The organism is Acetobacter tropicalis, assembly GCF_001580915.1.
Classification (GTDB): domain Bacteria; phylum Pseudomonadota; class Alphaproteobacteria; order Acetobacterales; family Acetobacteraceae; genus Acetobacter; species Acetobacter tropicalis.
In genome coordinates this window covers 1-19,902 of the sequence record NZ_LHZQ01000190.1, presented here as the reverse complement: position 1 = coordinate 19,902, position 19,902 = coordinate 1, and the positions used below count along the sequence as shown (strand labels likewise).

General features: G+C 55.0%; 19 protein-coding genes and 1 pseudogene. 11 read left to right on the top strand and 9 right to left on the bottom strand.

Translation table 11 applies throughout. The annotated features are described in order from the left end of the window. Nucleotides 1–14 precede the first annotated feature (14 nt). Both AD944_RS05805 and AD944_RS05800 read right to left on the bottom strand, forming a co-directional pair. A complete protein-coding gene (locus AD944_RS05805) occupies nt 15–707 on the bottom strand; it encodes a hypothetical protein (protein ID WP_236709327.1) in 693 nt (230 codons plus the stop codon). Nucleotides 708–1,127: 420 nt separating this feature from the next. Further along, entirely contained in the window at nt 1,128–1,688 is a 561-nt protein-coding gene (locus tag AD944_RS05800) for a cob(I)yrinic acid a,c-diamide adenosyltransferase (protein ID WP_035381020.1), read from the bottom strand. Between the two features lie 220 nt (nt 1,689–1,908). Here AD944_RS05800 and AD944_RS05795 point away from each other — a divergent pair, with 220 nt between their 5' ends. The 3 genes from AD944_RS05795 to AD944_RS05785 all read left to right on the top strand — a co-directional run bounded on the left by AD944_RS05795 (nt 1,909) and on the right by AD944_RS05785 (nt 4,180). Beyond that, the gene (locus AD944_RS05795) at nt 1,909–2,295 is read left to right on the top strand and encodes a DUF423 domain-containing protein (protein WP_052051412.1); all 387 of its coding nucleotides are present in this window, start codon (nt 1,909–1,911) and stop codon (nt 2,293–2,295) included. Further along, nucleotides 2,277–3,218 (top strand): SAM-dependent methyltransferase, encoded by a 942-nt coding sequence (locus tag AD944_RS05790; RefSeq protein ID WP_145912938.1) that lies wholly within the window; start codon nt 2,277–2,279, stop codon nt 3,216–3,218. The genes AD944_RS05795 and AD944_RS05790 overlap by 19 nt, the downstream gene beginning before the upstream one ends. A 116-nt stretch (nt 3,219–3,334) precedes the next feature. Then, complete coding sequence (locus AD944_RS05785) at nt 3,335–4,180, top strand: class I SAM-dependent methyltransferase (protein ID WP_045543545.1); 846 nt, start codon at nt 3,335–3,337, stop codon at nt 4,178–4,180. Nucleotides 4,181–4,183: 3 nt separating this feature from the next. Here the strand turns inward: AD944_RS05785 and AD944_RS05780 are convergent, their stop codons facing one another. Both AD944_RS05780 and AD944_RS05775 read right to left on the bottom strand, forming a co-directional pair. Next, nucleotides 4,184–4,483, bottom strand: a complete 300-nt coding sequence (locus AD944_RS05780) for a hypothetical protein (RefSeq protein ID WP_035381024.1) — start codon at nt 4,481–4,483, stop codon at nt 4,184–4,186. Nucleotides 4,484–4,535: 52 nt separating this feature from the next. Continuing rightward, nucleotides 4,536–5,102, bottom strand: a complete 567-nt coding sequence (locus AD944_RS05775) for a hypothetical protein (RefSeq protein ID WP_045543546.1) — start codon at nt 5,100–5,102, stop codon at nt 4,536–4,538. Between AD944_RS05775 and AD944_RS05770 the strand changes: the two genes are divergently transcribed. Together AD944_RS05770 and AD944_RS05765 are read left to right on the top strand one after the other, a co-directional pair. Continuing rightward, nucleotides 5,086–5,379 (top strand): DUF1653 domain-containing protein, encoded by a 294-nt coding sequence (locus tag AD944_RS05770; protein ID WP_231551804.1) that lies wholly within the window; start codon nt 5,086–5,088, stop codon nt 5,377–5,379. The two genes, AD944_RS05775 and AD944_RS05770, sit on opposite strands and share 17 nt — an antisense overlap. 182 nt (nt 5,380–5,561) lie before the next feature. Further along, on the top strand, nt 5,562–6,014 hold the full coding sequence (locus AD944_RS05765; RefSeq protein ID WP_045543547.1) for a CHRD domain-containing protein: 453 nt from the start codon (nt 5,562–5,564) through the stop codon (nt 6,012–6,014). 97 nt (nt 6,015–6,111) lie between these two features. Here AD944_RS05765 and acs read toward each other — a convergent pair whose 3' ends face one another. Next, nucleotides 6,112–8,037 (bottom strand): acetate--CoA ligase, encoded by a 1,926-nt coding sequence (acs, locus tag AD944_RS05760; RefSeq protein ID WP_082741340.1) that lies wholly within the window; start codon nt 8,035–8,037, stop codon nt 6,112–6,114. Nucleotides 8,038–8,272: 235 nt separating this feature from the next. Beyond that, nucleotides 8,273–8,722, bottom strand: coding sequence for a DUF2501 domain-containing protein (locus AD944_RS05755; RefSeq protein WP_045543548.1), 450 nt, complete (start codon nt 8,720–8,722; stop codon nt 8,273–8,275). 606 nt (nt 8,723–9,328) lie between these two features. On the opposite strand from AD944_RS05755, the gene AD944_RS05750 reads away from it, so the two are divergent. Further along, on the top strand, nt 9,329–10,033 hold the full coding sequence (locus AD944_RS05750; protein WP_035381030.1) for a GntR family transcriptional regulator: 705 nt from the start codon (nt 9,329–9,331) through the stop codon (nt 10,031–10,033). A 259-nt stretch (nt 10,034–10,292) separates the two neighbouring features. Continuing rightward, nucleotides 10,293–13,949, top strand: a complete 3,657-nt coding sequence (gene putA / locus AD944_RS05745; RefSeq protein WP_236709328.1) for a bifunctional proline dehydrogenase/L-glutamate gamma-semialdehyde dehydrogenase PutA — start codon at nt 10,293–10,295, stop codon at nt 13,947–13,949. 305 nt (nt 13,950–14,254) lie between these two features. Here putA and AD944_RS05740 read toward each other — a convergent pair whose 3' ends face one another. Next, nucleotides 14,255–14,746, bottom strand: coding sequence for a GlcG/HbpS family heme-binding protein (locus AD944_RS05740; RefSeq protein WP_045543560.1), 492 nt, complete (start codon nt 14,744–14,746; stop codon nt 14,255–14,257). A 298-nt stretch (nt 14,747–15,044) separates the two neighbouring features. Between AD944_RS05740 and AD944_RS05735 the strand changes: the two genes are divergently transcribed. The 4 genes from AD944_RS05735 to AD944_RS05720 all read left to right on the top strand — a co-directional run bounded on the left by AD944_RS05735 (nt 15,045) and on the right by AD944_RS05720 (nt 18,003). Further along, entirely contained in the window at nt 15,045–15,728 is a 684-nt protein-coding gene (locus AD944_RS05735) for a YoaK family protein (protein WP_035381032.1), read from the top strand. Between the two features lie 330 nt (nt 15,729–16,058). After that, on the top strand, nt 16,059–16,694 hold the full coding sequence (locus tag AD944_RS05730) for a cupin domain-containing protein (RefSeq protein WP_045543549.1): 636 nt from the start codon (nt 16,059–16,061) through the stop codon (nt 16,692–16,694). Beyond that, nucleotides 16,691–17,122 (top strand): cupin domain-containing protein, encoded by a 432-nt coding sequence (locus AD944_RS05725; protein WP_045543550.1) that lies wholly within the window; start codon nt 16,691–16,693, stop codon nt 17,120–17,122. Before AD944_RS05730 ends, AD944_RS05725 begins: the two co-directional genes overlap by 4 nt. A 50-nt stretch (nt 17,123–17,172) precedes the next feature. Next, nucleotides 17,173–18,003 carry a class I SAM-dependent methyltransferase gene (locus AD944_RS05720; protein ID WP_045543551.1) on the top strand — a complete coding sequence of 277 codons (831 nt, stop codon included), beginning with the start codon at nt 17,173–17,175 and terminating at the stop codon, nt 18,001–18,003. Here the strand turns inward: AD944_RS05720 and AD944_RS05715 are convergent. Together AD944_RS05715 and AD944_RS17055 are read right to left on the bottom strand one after the other, a co-directional pair. Further along, on the bottom strand, nt 17,989–19,362 hold the full coding sequence (locus AD944_RS05715; RefSeq protein WP_045543552.1) for an amino acid permease: 1,374 nt from the start codon (nt 19,360–19,362) through the stop codon (nt 17,989–17,991). The genes AD944_RS05720 and AD944_RS05715 overlap by 15 nt on opposite strands. A gap of 87 nt (nt 19,363–19,449) precedes the next feature. Next, nucleotides 19,450–19,902, bottom strand: a pseudogene (locus AD944_RS17055) (hypothetical protein); the annotation flags it as partial.

Here is a 19,902-nt window from a genome sequence, read left to right as displayed (position 1 = left end):
TGGCGAAATGTTAGTTAGTCTTTCCACCATTTCACGGGCTGAGGCTCTTCCACATCCAGTTCCTCTTCCCGCACTTCATCCGCCATGGCGTACTCTTCCACCGGACGCGTGCGTGGGCGACCACGTGGGCGTGCTTCCGCTTTCTTGCGCAGTTCTTCTTTCTCTTCTTCCAACGCAGCAATCTCACGCTGGACGCTACGCAACTCCCGCGCGTGCTCCGCCAGTTCAGCTTCACGCTGTTGCAGCTTTTCTTTCAGTTCACGCACCATCAGATCAGCATGAACCTGACGGGTTTCCATGCTCTTCTGTGCGTTCTGCAACGCTTCTACCTGCTGTTCTGCTTCTTCAGCTCTCAGTTTTTCCTCTGCAAGCTGGCGGCGTAGTTTGGAAACTTCACCATTTTCTTCATCGGTGAAGTGCAACGCGCGTGACGTTGACATCTTGCCCGGCATGGCTAGCGTGCGGGGTTTGGTACGAGCCAGAGAATGTTTCTCGACCTGTACATCACCATCTTTTACAAAACGACGACGTTTGCCCTGCGCAGCTTCGGCAGAAGGCCGTGCGGTTTGTTGCGGCCGCGGACGGGAAGAAGACCCCAACCGCTCCAAAGCGTTACGGAGGGATGCTTCCTCAAATGCTTCGTCCTGACTTTTTTCAGCCACGGGCGTTGATAAAAAGGACGGTGTCTTCATGAATTCGGAAGTCACTCTGCTTTATACTTTCCTGACTCTGCAAACAGTTACCTGAGTTTTCCACATACACGATGCTTCCAGAACAAGTCTGAAAATATCAGGAAAAATCATAAGCTACTCTTTTTGCCTTTGGCGGGCAGATAAAAACCCAACAGGCTACATGGGATATAGTGGCGAAGAAACATTCTGCACTTTTTTACGCTGGCAGAATCTTTTCTTTCCAAAGTTGCTCTAACACATCTAATTGCTATTTCCAACACCGTCAGAACACAAGAAAAAACTTTTCCACCTGCGCTCAGATCATATGCGCCATACCCTAAGATCACATTCCATTACTTTTGCGTCATTACAAAAGGAATGAACCAAACTTGAGCTGCATTCTTCAGATACTATTAATTTTCATTTAATATTCACAATAAGAATGAATAGCCAACCTTAACCAGGCGTCCAGAGAATATCGTCCTGACCGTCCGCATTAAAATGACGCGCCAGAACGAAGAAATAATCAGAAAGTCTATTAAGAATTTTTAAAAGTTCAGGATTCACAGTTTCCTGCTGGGCCAGCGCCACCACGCGCCTTTCCGTTGTGCGGACCTGCGTTCGCGCCAGATGCGCCCATGCTGCGGCAACACTGCCTCCCGGCAAAACAAAACTGGTCAGCGGGGCCTGTTTCTGCCGCAACTGCTCAATCCAGCCCTCAAGATGCACAACGACCTGTCCGGTTACTCGTCGTGCCTTTTCGGTTTTAGGACCATCTGGCTGACACAAATCCGCTCCCATATCAAAAAGCAGATTCTGCACCCGCTGCAATTCCTGACGAACAACACACCCCGCCTTGGTCTGTGTCTGTAACAGACCGACAACAGCATTCAGTTCATCCAGACAGCCCATGGCTTCAATCCGCGCGCTACTTTTGGAAACACGCTGACCATCACCTAACGAGGTTTGTCCGGCATCTCCACCGCGCGTAACAACGGTATCTATTCGTATGCTCATGTATTCTGCCCTTGATTGGTGAAGCCGGTTTGACACATCTACCTGACTGCGCCCCGCAGCGTGCATTGCGCTACGCGGCATCAAAACTGCTTCTCTCGCCTTATGCCGCAGCTATTTGCCTGTCTCTTTAAAAAGATAAAACGGTTCGCGCAAAACCAAATGCCGCCAGATCGGTTTTTCTGTTTCCGACCGCGCACGATATGCTTATAGAAAACCTATCATGCTATTTTCTCCTGTTATCCCCCGTGTGTGGCGCATCTGTGGCGCACTGTTTGCTGGTACCGGCACCATAATGGGGGCGCTGATCGCCCACATGCCTGACGCGCGCTTTGGCGTGGGAGGACGCGCCATGGCGCACGGTGCCATGGAAATGCAGATGTGGCACGCGCTTGCGCTGCTAGCGCTTGGCCTGACCGCAACCCCAAAACCAACCCGCTTACTGGCCATTGGCGGATGTGGCTTACTGCTTGGCACAGTGTTGTTTTGTGGCGGCGTTTATTATACCGCTTTTTCCGGCCATCACGCAGCCCACATTGCTCCTACCGGAGGCAGTATTCTTATCCTGTCATGGCTTTGTCTGGCTCTTGGATGGGCATTACGCGCATGACCCAGATCATTCATGGTGCATGGCTTGCACCAGAAGGACTTGAAACTGTTCTGGAGCAGGATCTGGCGCGTCGTGGGGTGACAATTGACCGCTGGCACGGTCAACTGGCTCTTTCTGCCCAGCCATCTGTTTTTTCGCCTTGGGCGCTGGATATATGGCAGGAGCCGGAACGTGTGTCCATCACCTCCATTCGCAACGCATCGGAAATTCTCCGTGCTCGTCAGCGCAACTGGAGCCTTTACGCAGCAGACTGCTTCCGGCGTGCAGCGTTGATAGAAGAACGGCTTCCCCCTGTAAAAGCCGCACCAATCACCTTCCCCACAGCACCGCCCACAAGCCCATTAGGTGCATGGACGCTGCTGGATGCCAATACGCTTCTGTTTTCCGCCCGCAAAAGCAGCCCTTTTGTAAATGGTACGCCACATTTTATAGAAGACCGCATCGGGCCGCCTTCCCGTGCCTATCTGAAATTGTGGGAAGCCTGTACACGCCTTGGCCAGTGGCCTCAGCCGGGTGAAACCTGTTTTGACCTTGGCGCTACCCCAGGCGGTTGGACATGGGCCATTGCCATGCTTGGTGCAAACGTAACTGCCATTGACCGCGCACCACTAGACCCGCGTGTAGCGGCCATGCCCACCGTTACCTTTCAGCAAGGCAGCGCCTTTGGGCTGGAACCTGAGGAGATGCCTGAAGCAGACTGGGTATTTTCAGATATTATTGCTTATCCAAAGCGGCTTCTGGCTCTCGCAACCCGCTGGATTAACGCGGGCCGTGCCAAGCACCTTGTACTGACAGTGAAATTTCAGGGCGAAACAGACCACGAAACTGTTGCCGCTTTTGAAGCCATTCCCGGGGGCAGCCTCGCACATCTGGCACAGAATAAACATGAGCTGACATTTTTCTGGACCAAACCTGCGGCCTGATGTCCGCTCATCCTGCACCCACGTGAAACGCTCCCCTGTTCACGTTGCACGGCTGGCAGAACGCATTATGACGTAGACTTGGAGACTATTTCATCACCAGAAAAACATGGTGGCTCATGCCCTTGCTTCAGGCTCCCTGCCCCAGCACCACCGCGCTCCATGTGGCGCGACAACGCGCCCTGCACCAGATACACGAACAAGGCCGCCTGTTTTCAGACCCTCTTGCCTTGCCCATTCTGGGAGAAAACGCGCAAACTCTTGCTTTTTCTGAAAGGGAAATCGCTAAGATCCGGTTGCGCCATTTTGTGGTCGCCCGCCAGCGCATTGCGGAAGATGCCTTAAACAAAACCGTTGAACACGGTATGCGCCAAGCCGTTATTCTGGGAGCCGGACTGGACACATTCGGCATCAGAAACCCTTTTGAAACTCATGACCTGCGCGTTTTTGAAGTTGATGAACCCCATATGCAGGCATGGAAGCGCGAACAGATTGGAAAACTGGGCCTGCCTGTTCCCCCATCCCTGACATATGTGGCTGTCAATTTTGAAACGGAAAGCCTTAGCCAGAAACTGGGAAAAGGAGGATTCGACTCAAGCCAGCCCGCTTTTTTCATCTGGCTTGGCGTGATTCCCTATCTCACGCGCTCTGCCATCACTGCCACGCTAGATTTTATTGGCACTCTTCCGCACGCAAACGTGGTGTTTGATTACAATGAGCCTGTTTCCAATTATACCGGCCAAGACCGTGAGAAGACATTGGCACGGGAACGCGCCGTGGCCGCTCTGGGGGAACCGTGGCACTCGCGCTTCCAACCGGAAGAGATAGCCTCCTTGCTCCGCAACTCAGGTTTTACACACATCACGGACCGAGACCGGTATGATCTGGCAGCCTATTTTGGCAGTACTATTCCTCGGCCAGAGCAGCGGCAGGCGAGTGCACACGTTCTGCATGCATGGCGATAAAGCTCAGGAACGGGTGAACACTTTCTCCCCTACCCGCACCAGCACAACAGCCACCAGAAAACATAATAGCATTAAACCAGCAGCAATCATCTGCTGTTGTTGCGTCACGCCCCCAGCAGCCAGTGTCTGCAAAATACTGGCCCCCGCATGCAGACCCGTTACCTGATCAAGCCACGGCAGGATTCTGAGCAGTTCGCGCAGCAGCGCAATAAGCAGCACCGTCAACGCTACGGTGCTGGCTGTTTTAATAAGGGTCTGCTTCAAACTGCCCGATACAGCCAAAGAGGGTTTTTCTTTACGCATTAAGATCCTTGAAATCAGCATAAACTGTCATCAGACACACCGTGCCTCCCGCTTAGTGGGGTATGGTCTGACCTTTCTTGCGCATTTCCGCCTGATGCCGCTTGATGGACGTTTTAAAGCCCGGAAGGTCGGTTGCGGTCAGTGTGTCCACATAGGTTCCGTTTTTCCAGATCCATCGGTCGGAACTATCCACCATAATATCCCGCATACCACCATGCTTGGTGGGCAGCAGGCTGATGGGGCCGCTGACAGAATCCAGAATTTTGGTCCAGTTGCTGCCACGCTTCAGATACACGTCTGTTGAGCATCCTGCTGACCCGCACAAGCTGGCCGATTGTACCTGCACAAACAACGCAATATTTTTGCCATCGGGAGAAAGCGGGGCAGAGCCAATCAGTATCAAAGGGGTTTCATGGTGCCGGGCCGCGGCTGCCAGATCATCCGTATTCAGTTTACGGGCCTCGGCATCCAGTCCACTTCCCGGCTGGTGAGTCAGGATAACGGGGTCTCCTCCTTTCTGCACCGTGCTGTGGCTCCGCTTTGCAGCATGCGCCAGAGAGGGAGCAGCTAGCAACAATACCCCTGCAAGGGCATGGCCCAGAATGAAAGAACGGTTCAAGGTTGCGATCCCTCCGCAAGCTGTGGAACATCTGTTTATCATGAATACTCACGCTCAAAATATGATCGACACCACCACACCGGAACACCCACGCCCCGGCCTGTACCGACATTACAAAGGGGGACTGTACACCGTTATTTGTGTCGGACGCCACAGCGAGACTGAAGAATGGCTTGTCACCTACCGCAGTGAAGCGCTGGGCAGCTATTGGGTGCGGCCCCTCAGCATGTGGCAGGAGCATGTAAACGGCACACCACGCTTTACCTTTATTGAATAAAACAGACCAAAATAGTTACGAAATCAAATCATTAAGTAACCTTTGTTTTCTTTGTTCAAACAACAAATCAGCTCCCAGATAACACAGCGCTGAAAATGCGCTGCATTCAGGCGGGAACCTTTTCTCAAAGGGTGCGTTTTTATTGCCTGTAACGACATTATAGTTTTTATCAGGAGCGAAACATGATTTCCAAACGCACCATTACTTTCAGCGCCGCCCTTCTTACTGGTGTTCTAGCTATTTCGCCTGTTCTGGCTCACGCTGAAACCATTTCATCCGAAGGCCATTTTGCCGCTCAAAAAGCTGCGGGCGCAGAAGCCACGGGTGGGGTGCGTGCAACGCTTGAAACGCGCAATAATCTGCTGAGCTACACCATTACGTGGAATAACCTTTCCGGTCCCGTTGTGGCGGCAGAGCTTCTGGCTGCCAAATCTCTGACGGATACGGCGGACAAGGTGGAACCCCTGAAAGGGCCGTTCACGTCTCCTCTGAGTGGCACCATTACGCTAAGCGCGGATGAAATTGAGCAGTATCGCAATGGTCAGCTTTACATCAGCCTTGGCACGGCAGCGCATCCGCACGGGGAAGTGCGTGCGCAGCTCACCCCGGCAGGTGGCGCTTCCAGCAGCAAGTAATCTCTCACCACCAAGCACGAAAAAAGGGGCCTGACGGCTATGTCAGGCCCTTTTTTATATCCCGTCCAGACTGACGGAACGCAAAGACGTCTGACACTCAGCTTTCCTGCGCTTTCACGGTTGCAATCAGTTCGTCCACAATATCCGGGTCGGCCAACGTGGAGAGATCTCCCAGCCCTTCCAGGTCATGCGCGGCAATCTTGCGCAGCAGACGCCGCACGATCTTGCCTGAACGAGTTTTTGGCAGATCGCGCACAACATATATTTTTTCCGGCACGGCGTAGCGCCCTACGCCTGCGGCTACAGCGGTATTCACAGCGGACGGGTGAAAAACACCCTGTTCACGGGGTACCACAAATACCACTAACCCCTGTCCTTTCAGGTCATGAGGGATGCCAACAGCAGCACTTTCCACAACTTCATGGTCTGTGGCTATGGCATCTTCAATTTCTGCCGTGCCAATCCTGTGTCCAGATACATTAACCACATCATCCACACGGCCGGTTATCCAGTAATACCCATCTTCCTCTCGCCGTGCGCCGTCCCCGGTAAAGTAATGACCCGGACAGGTTGTAAAGTAAGTCTGCCGGAAACGGTCATGATCCCCCCAGATGGACATGGCCTGACCCGGCCAGGATTGGGCCATGCACAAAAGCCCTTCGCCCGCACCTGCTACTTCCTTGCCCTGCGTATCCAGCAGCACAGCCTCCACGCCCGGCAAAGGCCGCGCAGCCGCACCGGGGCGAGGAACCACACATCCGGCCGCAGCCGTAATCATCACGCCGCCGGTTTCAGTCTGCCACCAGGTATCCACCACAGCGCAGTGGCCTTTGCCCACTTCATCATGGAACCAGTGCCATGCCTCCGGGCTGATCGGCTCGCCCACTGTTCCCAGAATCCGCAGGCTTTTGAGGGAACGGCTCCGCACAACGGCTTCATCTTCACGCATGGCCGCTCTTACAACCGTGGGCGATGTGTAAAAGACAGTTACACCGTTCCGGTCAATCACATCCCACCACTGCCCCGGCTCCGGCCATGACGGCAGACCTTCATACACCATAATGGTCGCGCCATTGGCCAACGGGCCATACACCACATAGGTGTGGCCGGTAATCCAACTGACATCCGCTGTACACCAGAAAATATCGTCTGGTTTGTAGTCAAACACCACAGCGTGGGTAAATGCGGCCCAGGTCAGGTAGCCGCCCGTGCCATGCACCAACCCTTTGGGACGGCCGGTGCTGCCAGAGGTATAAAGCAGAAACAGTGGGTCCAGAGCATTCATGCGCTCTGCCGGACAGTCTGCGGCTTCCTTCGCGACTTCCTCCGCATAACGCAGGTCGCGCCCGGGCTGCATAGGCACGTCTGCCCCGGTAACAGGCACCACAAGCACATGCCGCACAGCGCTGGCTGCGCCACACCGTGCAATGGCCTCATCCATTGTCGTCTTGCTGGGAATACGCTTGCCACCCCGGCGCGCCACATCGGCCGTTAGCACCACAACGGCGGCACTATCAGTCAGACGCTCGGCCAATCCTTCGGCTGAGAAGCCGCCAAACAGCACCACATGCACAGCGCCCACGCGGGCGCACGCCAGCATGGCGATGATCCCTTCCGCCACCATAGGCAGATGAATGGCGACACAGTCCCCTTTTTTAACACCCAGCCTGCGCAGAACATTGGCCAACCGGCAGACACGTTCATACAGGTGCCGGTAGGACAACACTTCCCGCTGGCCGGCTTCCTGCCCTTCCCAGATCAGGGCCGTTTTCTCCGGCTGTGTGCGCACATGGCGATCCAGACAGTTTTCTGAAGCATTCAGAAATCCATCAGCATACCACTCTATCCGAACATCCTGCGTGAAGTCCGAGCGGGAGGCCTGCGTGGGCGGGGTTTGCCATGTCAGGCGGCGCGCCTGCTGAAGCCAGAAAGCTTCCGGGTTAGTGTGTGCTTCCTGCACCATACCCTCATATTGCCCGGCTGACAGTGTTGCGCCACCGGGGGTTGCAAACGCGTCTGACACGTTCTCCCACCCTTTCTTATTGTTCTACCACTTGAGACCGAATGTTCGAGTCCGAAACGGTTTCATCACATTAACGCGATTAGGGAAAGATATGCCGCCCAATACGGCCGGATTAAACTTGGTTTATAATAACAAGAAAAAAGGCCGACTGCTTTATGCAGCCGACCTTCCCACCTTTTAACAACCCTCGCCCTACAAAGCCTCAGCCCGCAGGGAAGACCTGAAAAGCCCTTTTTTACAGGGCTGCCTTTGCGCGAGACAGAACAGCCGCACAGGTTTTCTGGCGCACAGAAATGCTGGACGTTGCAATGGAATAGGTCTTGCCATTGGCCTGAAGCTGCCCGGCCGTGCCACGGGCGTAGTACATGTTGCCTTCCTGACCATCAGGCACGGCATTGGTCTTCTGGTTGTAAGACTGCAGCACCTTGAAGCCATCATCATAGTCAACATAGTTGCCCTGGGTGCAGTAGTTCAGCAGCCCGGCCACTTCAACCGGATTGATGGACCCTACATAACCAGACAGATCGGCATCTGTCTGGATAGCGCCTTTGCCACCGGCTTCAGCCTGTTCGCCACCCTTGGAAACCGGAGCGGGGGTATCGGCAGCGTGAGCAAACACAGGCGCGCCAGCCAGCATTGTTGTAACAGCAAGCGCCGACAGGGCACGTACGGAAATCAGTTTCATTCAGAATCTCCCTAGCGGAATAAGCGCCAAACTGCCCTGCAAACCGCAGAAAGATCAAGCCAGCCCTCTGCGCATCTCAAGCATGGCAGACCTCAGATATCACTCAGCTTTTTCTGTTCAGGCACCCCTATTTCCTCTTCACGCCAGGCCGATATCGGGCACGATACGCCTGCCTCACGAAAAGCCTTGTCGCCCCGGCAGACAAACCAGCCACTCCCCTTTCGCACTTGATTTATGGAAAACGTAATGTGCTCACCATCATTTTCCGGGTTTTCATTGCACTATAAAAACACATCAACACGAGGGCCCATGCCCCTCCATGATAGGGTGGCGGGCCTCCCTCCTGCGCTTCCTACAGGGAGGCTTCCGGTGGCCCTCTCTCCCTCCTGCCTAATCCTTATCAAACGACTGTTCACGATATAGTGACCAGAGATAACACCGGTGCCTCCTTCGGCTGCCCTGCCAAACGTGTCTTCCTGCCAGCCCATGACACGCCCTCCCACGGTCCTCTTTTCGTTTCCATGACGAGACGGGTTGGCATAACAGATGGACGCTCTCTATGATGGAGACGCATGTTGCTGATCTATTTTCTGGAGCTCTGCACGGATGTTGCCTGCAAGTCTTTTTGTCAAAACGGAATTTGCAGGCCATGGCACGGCGTCTGAAACCATTTGCGCGGCGCTGCGGAAGGCGATTCTCAATGACACATTGGAAGCCGGACGCGCCCTGCCGCAATCTGAACTGGCAAACGGGTTTGGTGTCAGCATCATTCCGGTCAGGGAAGCGCTCAAACATCTGGAAGCTGAAGGGTTGGTGGCCTTTCTACCCAACCGCGGCGCAACCGTGGTGGGCATGAATGAAGCGGATATTCTTGAATATTCGCATATCCGCGCCCTGCTGGAAGAACAGGCGGCAGGCGAGGCCGTACGGAACATGACCCGCGTGGATCTGGCCCGTATAGAAGATGCCTACGAAGCTTTTGTGGAAGGTGTCAGCGGCCCTGATGGCGCCATAAAATCAGGTGCACTGAACCGAGCCTTTCATAATGCAATCTACGCCGCCGCAGGCAAGCCGCGTCTGCTGGAAATGATTGATGATCTGCACAACAAGCTGGACCGCTATATCCGGGGCCACCTTCGGATTGAAGGGCGCAAGGCCACGACTGATGAAGAACATCTGGCTATTCTGGAAGCCTGCCGCACGCGAGATGCAGATCTGGCTGCACGCCTGACCCGTACCCATATTCTGGAAGCGGCCAACATCTCCGTTGAGGTCTTCCGCGCCAAAACACCGCACACCAAAGCCAGCTAAAAAACACCCCCTACCCGACATTGGCAAAGCGCGCACATGCGCTCTGCCCCTTTCTCTCAGGCTGATCATTCCTTTCAAAATTCGCCCGTTTTAGACCGTGCGCAGTTACCCATGCCCTGCGCTCGGATGCCCCGTTCTCCCTGCTGCTCACATAGAAAATATATGATCTTGCAAATCATATATTATCGTGCGAAGGACGAAAAACGTTATGGAGCCAAAACTTCCTGAGTCTGAAGAACGGGAAGCGCAGGCTCGCCACATGCCGGAACAGAAGCCCATGTCAGTGTATGACACTTTCGCCCCCGCGTTTTCTTCCCGCACGCCCCTGCGCAAGGCTATTGTTGAGGCTATTCGCAAGCCCGAAGCCGAGTGCGTGCACGCTCTTACCCCGGCCGCAACGCTTACCGAAGCACAAAGCCGCGCCACCACCACTCTAGCTACCCATCTGGCTGAAAAGCTGCGCGCAGAGCGCAACCCCGGCTTGGTGGAAACCTTGGTACAGGAATTCTCCCTCTCCTCGACCGAGGGTGTGGCTCTGATGTGCCTGGCCGAAGCGCTGCTTCGCATTCCTGACACTGCCACACGAGACGCCCTGATTCAGGACAAGATTGGCGAGGGCGATTGGCTGGCCCATGCCTCCCGTGGCCGCCCGCTCTTTGCCAATGCGGCGGCATGGGGGCTGGCGCTGACAGGTGGACTGGTGGCCGAGCGGGACGAGAAAGATCTGGCAAGTGCATTGCTGGGCTTTGTAAACCGCGCCACCAAGCCGGTTATCCGCAAAGCCGTTGATGCCGCCATGCGCCTGATGGGCGAACAGTTCGTGCTGGGCGAAACCATTGAACAGGCCCGTAAAAACAGCACAAAGCTGGAAGAGATCGGTTTTTCCTATTCCTATGACATGTTGGGAGAAGCCGCCTTTACCGCACAGGACGCCAACCGCTACCGGCAGGATTACATCAACGCCATTCATGCCATTGGCCGCAGTGCCAAAGGCGCAAATGTGTATGAACGCCCGGGCATTTCCATCAAACTGTCCGCCCTGCACCCGCGCTACGCCCGCGCCAAGCGCGAACGGGTCATGACCGAACTGCTGGCTGTGGTGCAGGAACTTACACTTCTGGCCCGCAGCTATGATATCGGCATCAATATTGATGCGGAAGAAAGCGAGCGGCTGGATATCTCGCTTGATCTGCTGGAAGCGCTTTGTCAGACCCCCGGCCTGGAAGGCTGGAACGGCATTGGCTTTGTGGTGCAGGCTTACGGCAAACGCTGCCCATACGTGCTGGACTTCCTTATTGACCTTGCACGCCGCACCAACCGCAGGCTGATGGTTCGGCTTGTTAAAGGCGCTTACTGGGACAGTGAAATCAAGAAAGCGCAGGTTGACGGACTTTCTGATTTTCCGGTTTACACCCGTAAAAGCCATACCGATATCAGCTACATTGCCTGCGCCCGTAAGCTGCTGAATGCGCGAGATGTCATCTTCCCGCAGTTCGCCACGCATAACGCCCGCACCCTGTCCACCATCTATACGCTGGCGGGTGAAAAGTTTGAGATCGGGTCTTACGAATTTCAATGCCTGCATGGCATGGGCGAACCCCTTTACAAACAGGTTGTGGGGGCGGACAAACTTGGCCGTCCGGCCCGTATTTATGCCCCGGTAGGCACACATGAAACCCTACTGGCCTATCTGGTGCGTCGTCTGCTGGAAAACGGTGCCAACTCATCCTTTGTGAACCAGATTGGCGATGAAACCATTCCTGTATCCGCTCTGGTAGAAGATCCGCTCGAAACTGCCCATAGCTTTACACCTTACGGCGCATCTCATTCTGAAATCCGTAAACCCGCAGAGCTATTTGGTGAAGAACGCCGCAATTCCGCAGGAACGGATCTGGCCGACGATCAGATTCTGGCCTCCCTTGCGGAAGGCTTGAAAAACGCACCAGAAACATGGAAAGCGGCACCAATCATCACAGGTCAGAAGGCCAAAGGCACAGCCATGCCTGTTACCAATCCTGCCAACCGTCAGGATGTTGTGGGTTCCGTGGTGCTGGCAACGCCGGAGGTAGCCAAAAAAGCTGTAACAGCAGCAGAAAAAGCCAAAAAAGCGTGGGCAGAAACACCAGCTTCTGCACGGGCGGATATTCTGGAAAAAGCATCTGACCTTCTGGAAGCCCGGCAGGATGAGCTGTTGGCTCTGCTTTCCCGTGAAGCAGGAAAATCCCTGCCCAACGGTATTGCGGAAGTGCGTGAAGCCGTAGACTTCCTCCGCTATTACGGTGCAACCGTTCGCCGGGAATTTGATAATAGCACCCATGTGCCCCTGGGCAGTGTGGTCTGTATCAGCCCCTGGAACTTTCCGTTAGCCATTTTCACCGGCCAGATTGCCGCAGCACTGGCTGCGGGCAACGTGGTGCTGGCCAAACCGGCAGAAGAAACGCCCCTGATTGCCGCACTGGCCGTTGGTGTCCTGCACGAAGCCGGTGTGCCTGCTGGCGCACTGCAACTGCTGACCGGTGAAGGAGATATTGGCGCAGCACTGGTCGGGGATGAGCGCATCTCCGGCGTGATGTTCACCGGCTCCACCGTTGTTGCGCAGGCCATCAATCGCCAGCTTGAAACCCGCCGTACCCACACGGGCCAACCCGTACCACTGATTGCGGAAACGGGTGGCCAGAACGCCATGATTGTGGATTCTTCCGCACTGGCCGAGCAGGTTGTGGCCGATGTTGTGGCCTCAGCCTTTGATAGCGCAGGCCAGCGCTGTTCCGCCCTGCGTCTGCTCTGCGTGCAGGAAGACTGCGCTGACCACATTCTGACCATGCTGCGCGGTGCCATGCGGGAGTTGAGCATGGGCAACCCTGCCCTGCTTTCAACCGATGTGGGGCCGGTGATTACTGCAGAAGCTGCCGAGGGCATCACCAAGCATATTGAACACTTCCGCCAGAAAAAAGCGCCTGTTTTTGCTCTTGATGTGCCAGAAGCCTGTGCCAATGGCAGTTTTGTCCCTCCCACGCTGATTGAAATTGCCAATGTGCGAGAAATGGGTGCGGAAGTGTTCGGTCCCGTGCTGCATGTGCTGCGCTATTCCCGCAGCAAGCTGGATCAGCTTTTGGCCGACATCAACTCAACGGGTTACGGCCTGACCTTTGGCCTGCACACACGCATTGAATCGACCGTACAGCATGTTCTCTCTCATGTTGAGGCGGGCAATCTGTACGTAAACCGCAACACTATTGGTGCAGTGGTGGGTGTGCAGCCATTTGGTGGGCGTGGGCTTTCTGGCACAGGCCCCAAAGCCGGTGGCCCGCTGATCCTGCGCCGGCTACTGGCGCAGGCTCCTGCCGTGCCCCAACTGGTGCGTGGCCGCGTTCCCGCCGCCATGACGGCCTGGACCGACTGGTTGCGGGGCCAAGGAGAAAGCACTTCAGCCACAACAGCCACCTCTCTTACCCGGCTACCTCTGGTGGGTGGAGAAATAGCGCTACCCGGCCCGGTAGGCGAGAAAAACCTTTACAGCCTGACACCACGGGGCAATGTGCTATGTATCCCTGCCACCAAAACAGGGCTGTATAACCAGATCTCTCTGGCGCTCAGCGGCGGGAATACAGCGCTCATTCTGGCCGATGCCTCCATTTCAAGCTGGTATATCAGTCTGCCAGACGCAATCCGCACCAAAGTGAAGCTGGTTGCAAGCGCCACGGCAGAACCATGCGCCATTGTGCTCAGCGAGCGTGATGACGCCGCCTTTGCCGCAGCCCGGCAAGCCTTGGCTGGCAGCAACACCGCCCCCATTGCTTCCTCATGGATTACGGGCAATGAGCTGCCTTCTGCTGAATGTGTTCTGGAAGAACAATCCCGCAGCATTAACACAACTGCTGCCGGAGGAAACGCCAGCCTCATGACGCTCGGCTAAGGCGGAGAGTGCTTAAAAGTAAGAAACTGAGATGCAGAAAAAACCTTTCTGTATCTCAGTCTCTCCTCTGGCAGCCGATAAACAATTTTTTCCTGCCAGACCTGTTTTCAAACACAACACAGCCACATCTGCATTTGTCTTATAGTGAGGACTGAAGGCCCACCGAGATTTTGAAACAGCCACTACGGAATGAGAGAAAACGCACACACATCATTGGAGATGTGTAGTCTCACATGGTCAGTCTCTCCAGCCCTGCTTATCTTTTTTGTAGGATAGCCAGACGTCTTTCTTTTGACCGCCTTGTTCTAATGGAATTCTGCCTGGAATTTTTTAACCGCAGCCAGAGCGCAGGCTTCATCCTTCTCTCCACCCGGTGCTCCAGACACACCAAGGCCCCCCAGAACAGTGCTGCCTGAGGCTGTACGCACTGTGACACCCCCCGGTACAAACAAAACTTCAGGAATGGTGTTCAATGCCCCATTGGCGGGACCGGTCACTTTAGCGGCAATCAGTTCACTGGTTGTATTTTTGTTAAACGCCAGCCCATAGGAATATGCCGTATAAGCCTTCCGATAAGAAACCGAGAGAGACTGCAAGGGCACTGTATCGCCTTTGATAACAACCTGCTGATGCCCCGTGGTATCCACAACGGTGGCGGTAACGGAATATCCCTGCGCCTGACACACTCGAACAGCTTCCGATGCAAGATGTTCGGCCGTGGACCAGTCCAGCTTTTGCAAGGAAACAATGTGGCTTTGTGCACAGGCTATGGAATGCGACACTACCGCCACCACCATGCCAGCACAGAGTGACCATAACCCGATACAATTTGCGCGTTTCTGACCCATGATTTTGTCACCCTACTGGTATCATAAGCCTGAAGGGTGTGTGTGGCCGAAGAGATATCCACAAATCAAAAAATCAAGAGCAGACAAACTTCTTTTTTCATCTACCGTTTCTTTTATGCGCTCAGGCCGACAAAAGCCGTGCAACAGCCCCATAGGAGCCTTGACAACAGAAACACACAAAAACGTGAAAAAATGATATGAGACCCCCCACCCTTCTTTATTCAGCTATTTGTTTTTCGGAGACTTCATGACCACCCGCGCAGGCCACGACCCCCGGCTGGTTGCCGCCATTATTCTGGTAACCATGGCCATGGGCATGCTTGATGCCGTATCCCTGCTGCATCTCAAAATTTTTGCGGGCTACATGACCGCCACCATCCTGCTGATGGCTGTGCATATTGCAACATCGGAAACCGTGGTCTTATCCGGCTTTGAAGCGATTGGCCTGTATCTGCTGGGGGCCGTTACCGGGGGACGCCTGACGCGCCGGGACCGCACTGTGCGCTATGCAGTAGGGGATATTCTGCTGCGTGTAGGCCTGCTGGTAGGTCTGACCGCGCTGGTCTGGGCTGCCAACCCACCCGGCCGCACCTATATTACGCTCGGCCTGCTTGCCTTTGCCATGGGCATGCAGACCTCTGCCACCCGCCACGCGAAGGTCGCGGATATGAGCCTGCCGGCCGCAACCATGCTCCTGCATGGTCTGGCCCACAACAGCAGCATTGCCGGAGGCTCCAATCCGGGCACTTGGCGCAGGCTGGCAGCCATTGGCAGCCTGTTTGTCGGGGCTGTTATCGGCACACTGGTTTCCAGCCACAGCATATCCCTCTCCATCGCCATTGCTGGAGCCACCATTCTTTCGGCAGGTGCGCTGCTTTACCTGCGCGAACATGGTCTGCTGATCCATCTGGACAGCCTGACCATCCACTAAAAGCTGAAAGAGACAGGTATCCGTTGAGGGCTCCAGTAAGAGTGTTCAGACTACCCTACCTAGTTGCATCACTCTGTCTGGCTGAATGCACCAACACACATCACGCCCTCTGCCTTGCGGCTTGCGCTTCCTCTGTATCGAGATGATAATCGTATCGTAACGATACAAAGGACGCAGGGGACGCATATGACATGGGAAATTTTCACCACTTCCCCCGGCTCAACCAAAAGAACCTTGTTTGCACACTATGTCTTACAAAGTTCTTCCTGCCCTTCCCCTGCAATCGCACACTACATAGCACCACCTGCGCGTGCAGGCATGTGAGGTAAGATGTTTGAAAAAAAATCCATGCGGTGGTTTTCGTCGCCCTCATCCGGCCTGCCTGTCTGTGCCGCTGCCCTGATCTGCCTGTTGGGAACCGTTCACCCCACGCTGGCGGACACAGATGGTTCCATGCCTTCGGCAGCACGCTCCCTGATGATGCAGTATCATATGCAGCCTATCCCGGTTGAAGGAGGCTGGTTTTCTCAACTACAAAGAACACCGGAAACCATTCCCGGTGCAGCGCTTCCCGCCCGTTATGCAGGCGTTACGCACCCCATTTCCACAGCCATTCTGTTACTGGAAACCCGAAGTGGATTTTCAGCATTGCACCGATTGAGAACAGCTGAGGTCTGGCATTTTTATAAAGGCGATACCATTCACCTTCTGCTGCTTTACCCCGATGGCAGCATTAGGCATGTGAAATTGAACGCGGGAAACCCCGCCTTTGTTGTACCGGAAGGTGTGTGGCAAGGGTCAGCACCCGAAGGCCCCCTTGGCTGGGCCTTTGCTGGAACCACCATGGCCCCCGGTTTTATCCCCAACGATTTTGAACCCGGAAACCGCGCCCAACTTTCCCGCCTTTATCCTTCTGCCAGCCAAGAGATCACGGCCTTGACCCGTGAGAAAGCGATCACCCCATGAAGACAGTGGTTTCTACTCTTATCACGCTGGCCGCTTTTTCTAGTGTCATTGCGCGCGCGCAGACACTCACACCCGCACAGGTCCCAGAAATCACCCCCTCCGCAGGAAGCACGCTCCAGGAACTTGTAGGACAAAATGCTGCCCTTCCTTCGGGAAAGCTGAGTATTGCCTTGTTTACGCTCAAACCCGGCATCTCTTATCCAGAAAGCTACAACAAAACCGCCGAAGAATTTTTTCTCATCAAAGAGGGCCATGGCACCGTCTGGCTTGAAGGCACGCCCCACACGGTAAAAGCGGGAGATATTGTGCGTCTTGTTGCAAGAAGCCGCCACCGAATTGCTGCCGCTCCGCAAAGTGTGCTGCGTTTTTACGCGCTCACCGCGCCGCCATTCCAACCATCCGATTATGTGCAAACAGGAAAACCATAAAGGAACACGAGAGCGCTCCCCAACAGCCTTTGGCACACAGGACAAATTTTTTGGAAACCCCATCATTCCGCGACAGGCGAACGACGTTTGGTGAAAATGCAGCCGCGTATCAGGAGGCACGCCCCCCTTATCCTGCGGTCGTTTATGATCACCTGAGGGCCTGCATACCTTTTGCTGGAGCGCGCATCTTTGAAATCGGGCCCGGTACAGGACAGGCAACCCGTATTCTGCTGGACCATCAACCAGAAGAACTGACAGCCATTGAACCCGACCCACGGCTCTGTGCGTATCTTGCAGAATATCTGGCTCCAACAGCGCCGCATCTGACTGTAATCCCAGCCAGTTGGGAAGATGCACCCATCGAAGCGGGCACGTATGATCTCGGCATTGCGGCAACTGCGTTCCATTGGCTGCCTCAGGCAGAAGCCTTACGCAAAGTCCATCGCGCTCTCAAACCGGGAGGATGGTGGGCAATGTGGTGGAACGTGTTTGGAGACCCAAATGAACCTGATGCGTTTCATCTGAAGGCCAGCCCTCTCTTTGCCCAACTCGGGGAAAGCCGGAGTTGGCAACAGGGCCAACTCCCGTTTGCCCTGAATCGCACAGCGCGTCTGGACGACCTTCACGCCGCAGGATTTCAGGATGTGGAAGCATTTTTTCTGCGATGGAACATCACAATGACCACCGCGCAGATCAGTGCGCTGGCCGCAACCTTCTCGCAAATCAGCGCGGCTGATCCTGCCGTAAAGACCCATATCCTGCATGAGTTGGCAAAACTGGCAGATCAGGAATTTGGGGGGATAGTGGAGCGGCGGTTCATGACCGCGCTTTACACGGCTCGTAAACCTCCCCGCTCTTCTGGCGCATTAGAGCGCCGCTGAACTGGCACGACGCCCCGTGCGAAAAGAAGCGAGCCCATAGCACACAACCGATGTGCCAATGCTGGCAACAGCCGTCATCCGTTCAGCAGGGTTGAGCAGCATGGCTACAAACACCAGCACCACAGCAATCAGCGCCACGTAGTTGCAATACGGAAAAAACGGCAGGTTGTAACCATCCGCTTCACCCGCTTTCTGGGCGGCCTCTCTTGCCTTGATGTAGGCAGCCACGATCATGGAATACACCACCAGAATAACGCCACCACTACAACTGAGCAAAAAAGCGAAAATGGTGTCGGGTGCCAGAATGGAGGAGAACGCCACCACTGTACCCGCCACACTACTGACCACAATGGCCAGACGCGGCGCATCCGTGGTTGATTCCCGCGCCAGAGATGGCGGGGCATCCCCACTGGCTGCCAGTTCGGTCAGAATACGGGATGTGATGTACATGCTGGAGTTCAGGCAGGAAATAATGGCGCTCAACACCACAATACGCATAACAAGACCTGCGCCGGGAATACCCATGGCATCCATGGCCGACACAAATGGAGATTTACCGGGCACAATACTGGTCCATGGCACCACCAGCAGGATCATGGCGACAGAGACCAGATAGAACAGGGTCACGCGTGTGCCGATGCTGCGCGTCACCCGCGCCACGTTCTTGCCGGGCTCAGATGATTCCGCAGCCGCGACTGTTGCAATTTCCGAGCCCATCATGGTGAACAGGATGGTGGGAATAATGGACAGAACGGCCACAAACCCATGTGGAAAAAAACCGCCATGCCCAAGAAAATTCTGCACCGGCGTTGTGCCCGGGCCAAACAGATGCAGAACATAGAGGCCCGCCATCAGAATAAAGGCGATAATGCTGACAACCTTGACCAGAGAAAGCCAGAACTCGCATTCCCCAAACACACGGGGGGCGGCAAAATTGATCAGCTTGAGCGCAATAATCAGGCCGATCGCCAGCACCCACACAGGCAGCTTAATCCAGTCCTCAATCACAAGGGCGCCAGCTATGGCCTCACTCCCCAGCACCACCACCCAGAAAAACCAGTAGAGCCATCCTGCGGTAAAACCCGCGCGGTCTCCGCATGACATGCGAATATATTCAACGAAGGAACCACGGCCGGGGCTGGCCACCACCATTTCACCCAGCATGCGCATAACCAGAATAACAAGCGCGCCCACCACCAGAAAAGCCAGCAACACGGCCGGACCGGTCGCCGCTATGGCAGCCCCGCTCCCGACAAACAGCCCCGCACCAATTACCCCTCCGAGGGCGATCATCGCGATATGGCGATTCCGTAAACCCGCGGCAGGTGTTGTGGCTGGAGAGCTGTCTTGTTCAACCATGTGCATGGCATCCTTTCATTTCATTACCAATGTAGATCATTAACCTAACGGAAAAGACTTGGTAATTTCCTTGGATAGATAAGCGTTTCAGAAGTGTTTGTAAAAATACGCCTCTATGATTCCTGCATGATGGCCAATATCTGGCACCGGATAACCGCCTGGTACACCTGCATGCGCCAACGCCCGGCCCGCAGGGCCAGCGAACGCAACCCCACCCGCCAAGGCGGCGGATGTAGTGGCGTTCAGTGTGTATTCTGCCGTGGCATCCAGTTCGTCAGAAATATGACGCCCTCCTGATTTCAGCCCGACACCGGAGGGATAAAGTAGTGAGAGATCATAATAGTGCAGCCCCAGCTTCAGGCTGTCCCCTTTGCTGAACAGATGCACTGGTGGGGTCGCCGTCAGATCAAGCTGATGCACTTCCAGATCAGAGAGAGGAGCAAGATACATCCCCACAATTTCACCCGGCCAGTACCCGCCGTAGGTGTAGCGCTTTCCATCGGAGACTGTGTAGAATTTTGTGCGGTGGCATTTTTTCAG

Excerpts from the sequence above, each read along its gene's own strand:
- AD944_RS05800 (WP_035381020.1), bottom strand. The coding sequence starts at position 1,688 with ATGAGCATACGAATAGATACCGTTGTTACGCGCGGTGGAGATGCCGGA.
- AD944_RS05795 (WP_052051412.1), top strand. The coding sequence starts at position 1,909 with ATGCTATTTTCTCCTGTTATCCCCCGTGTGTGGCGCATCTGTGGCGCA.
- AD944_RS05790 (WP_145912938.1), top strand. The coding sequence starts at position 2,277 with ATGGGCATTACGCGCATGACCCAGATCATTCATGGTGCATGGCTTGCA.
- AD944_RS05785 (WP_045543545.1), top strand. The coding sequence starts at position 3,335 with ATGCCCTTGCTTCAGGCTCCCTGCCCCAGCACCACCGCGCTCCATGTG.
- AD944_RS05780 (WP_035381024.1), bottom strand. The coding sequence starts at position 4,483 with ATGCGTAAAGAAAAACCCTCTTTGGCTGTATCGGGCAGTTTGAAGCAG.
- AD944_RS05770 (WP_231551804.1), top strand. The coding sequence starts at position 5,086 with ATGAAAGAACGGTTCAAGGTTGCGATCCCTCCGCAAGCTGTGGAACAT.
- AD944_RS05765 (WP_045543547.1), top strand. The coding sequence starts at position 5,562 with ATGATTTCCAAACGCACCATTACTTTCAGCGCCGCCCTTCTTACTGGT.
- AD944_RS05755 (WP_045543548.1), bottom strand. The coding sequence starts at position 8,722 with ATGAAACTGATTTCCGTACGTGCCCTGTCGGCGCTTGCTGTTACAACA.
- AD944_RS05750 (WP_035381030.1), top strand. The coding sequence starts at position 9,329 with ATGTTGCCTGCAAGTCTTTTTGTCAAAACGGAATTTGCAGGCCATGGC.
- putA (WP_236709328.1), top strand. The coding sequence starts at position 10,293 with ATGCCGGAACAGAAGCCCATGTCAGTGTATGACACTTTCGCCCCCGCG.
- AD944_RS05740 (WP_045543560.1), bottom strand. The coding sequence starts at position 14,746 with ATGGTGGTGGCGGTAGTGTCGCATTCCATAGCCTGTGCACAAAGCCAC.
- AD944_RS05735 (WP_035381032.1), top strand. The coding sequence starts at position 15,045 with ATGACCACCCGCGCAGGCCACGACCCCCGGCTGGTTGCCGCCATTATT.
- AD944_RS05730 (WP_045543549.1), top strand. The coding sequence starts at position 16,059 with ATGTTTGAAAAAAAATCCATGCGGTGGTTTTCGTCGCCCTCATCCGGC.
- AD944_RS05725 (WP_045543550.1), top strand. The coding sequence starts at position 16,691 with ATGAAGACAGTGGTTTCTACTCTTATCACGCTGGCCGCTTTTTCTAGT.
- AD944_RS05715 (WP_045543552.1), bottom strand. The coding sequence starts at position 19,362 with ATGGTTGAACAAGACAGCTCTCCAGCCACAACACCTGCCGCGGGTTTA.